The sequence below is a fragment of the Streptomyces sp. SPB074 genome, assembly GCF_000154905.1.
Lineage (GTDB): Bacteria > Actinomycetota > Actinomycetes > Streptomycetales > Streptomycetaceae > Streptomyces.
The window spans coordinates 4678667-4680858 of sequence record NZ_GG770539.1; the positions used below are offsets into that span (position 1 = coordinate 4678667).

The 2192-nt window shown below is 73.7% G+C and carries 1 protein-coding gene and 1 pseudogene; one reads left to right on the forward strand and one right to left on the reverse strand.

Annotated features, from left to right (window positions below):
- A pseudogene (locus SSBG_RS19675) lies at positions 1-496 on the reverse strand (hypothetical protein); the annotation flags it as partial.
- A gap of 216 nt (positions 497-712) precedes the next feature.
- Here SSBG_RS19675 and SSBG_RS19680 point away from each other — a divergent pair.
- Complete coding sequence (locus tag SSBG_RS19680; RefSeq protein WP_008747829.1) at positions 713-2140, forward strand: S28 family serine protease; 1428 nt, start codon at positions 713-715, stop codon at positions 2138-2140.
- Positions 2141-2192 lie beyond the last annotated feature (52 nt).

The following is a 2192-nucleotide window of genomic DNA, read 5'->3' on the forward strand; positions in this document are numbered from 1 at the left end:
CCTCCCCCGCCCCGCGCAGCAGCCACCCCGTCGCCGCCACCGCGCCCAGCGCCACCCACAGGTTGGGCATCGCCTGGGGGCCGTAGAGCAGCGCCGTCCACAGGGAGGCGAAGAGCCCCGCCGCCAGGGCGCAGCGGGCCGGGCCGAGCAGCGGGCGCCAGGTCGCGAAGGCCGCGTACAGGGCGGCCGTCGAGAGCAGTGCCAGCCAGAGGTGGACCGCGTGCGGGTCGTTCGTCAGCCAGGTGACGGGTGCCGTCAGGTAGGTGACGCCGCGTGAGCGCGGGGCCGAGAAGTAGGCGGCGGGGTGGTGCGGGTCGGTCTGGGACACGTACACGGACTCGTCCCAGCCGAGGCCCAGCCAGGGGACGACCCCGGCGAGCTGCGCGAGGCCGTAGGCCAGCGCCGCGTACGCGAGCGCGGACGGGCGGCGGCGCGGGCGCGCGCGGAGGTGCGCGGGGGCGCCGGACGACGGGGCGAGGGCGGCGGGGCTGGTCATCGCCGACACCTTCACCCACGACGCGAACGGTGCGAAACGTGACGCGCCGGTCATATCACCCGACCCCCGCCCGGCCGCGACCATCTGGCCGCCCGTCACCTCATCGGCTACGTTCCCGCACACGAGCCGACAACTCGTCACCCGGTCACCGGGGTCCCGGCCATCCCCCGGGCCCCGCCCCTCCCGGACACAAGGAGTCCCGTGCGCGCACAGACGCTGAGAGCCCTCCTCGCGACTCTCGTGGCAGGCACCCTCACCGCCGGCATAGCCGCGACCGGCACGGCCACCGCCGCCGCCCCGGTCACCGCGCCCGCCGCCGCCGGCAGCGGGAGCGGCACCGCCGACACCCGCGACATCAAGGAACGCCTCCTCTCGGTCCCCGGCATGAGCCTCATCGAGGAGAAGGCCGTCAGCGGCTACCGCTACTTCGTGCTCGGCTACCGCCAGCCGGTCGACCACCGCCATCCCTCGCGCGGCAGCTTCACGCAGCGCCTCACCGTCCTGCACAAGGACACGAGCCGGCCCACCGTCATGTACACCGGCGGCTACAACGTCTCCACGAGCGCGAGCCGCTCAGAGCCGACCCGCCTGGTGGACGGCAACCAGGTCTCCGTCGAGTACCGGTACTTCTCGCCCTCGCGCCCCGAGCCGGCCGACTGGTCCAAGCTCGACATCTGGCAGGCCGCGAGCGACCAGCACCGCCTCTACCGGGCGCTCAAGAAGATCTACGGGCAGCACTGGCTCGCCACCGGCGGCTCCAAGGGCGGCATGACCGCCACGTACTACGAGCGCTACTACCCGCGGGACATGGACGGTGTCGTCGCCTACGTCGCGCCCAACGACGTCAACAACGCCGAGGACTTCGCCTACGACCGCTTCTTCGAGCGGGTCGGTACGAAGGAGTGCCGCGACGCGCTCGACGCCGTCCAGCGCGAGGCCCTGATCCGGCGCGGGCCGCTGGAGAGGAAGTACGCGGACCAGGCGAAGGCCGAGGGCTGGTCCTTCGGCACGGTCGGCACGCTCGACAAGGCGTACGAGGCCGTCGTCCTGGACCTCGTGTGGGGCTTCTGGCAGTACTCGGACGAGGCCGACTGCGCCGACGTGCCCGAGGCGAGGACGGTGAGCGACGACGACCTGTACGCCTACGTGGACGCGATCTCCGGCTGGTCCTTCTACACCGACCAGGGCCTCGACCCCTACACGCCGTACTACTACCAGGCCGGTACGCAGCTCGGTGCCCCCACCATCGCGCTCCCGCACCTCAAGGGCCTCACCCGCTACGGCTACCAGCCGCCGCGCAACTTCGTGCCGCGCGACATCCCGATGCGCTTCGACCGGCGCGCGATCCCCGACGTGGACCACTGGGTGCGCCACCACGCGCGGCACATGCTCTTCGTCTACGGCGAGAACGACCCCTGGGGCGCCGAGCGCTTCCGGGTCGGCCAGGGCTCCAGGGACGCGTACGTCATGACCGCGCCCGGCGCCAACCACGGCGCGAACATCGCGGGCCTCGCCCCCGGCTCCCGTGAACTCGCCACGGCACGCGTGCTCGACTGGGCGGGCGTGGACGCGGGCACGCAGGCGGCGGCCCCCCTCGCCCGGCTCGACAAGGCCCCGGCGGAGGAGCCGAGGCTGCGCCCGTAGCGACGGCGGGGGAGCGGGGCCGGTGCGCGGGAGCGGGACCCCGCCCGCCGGG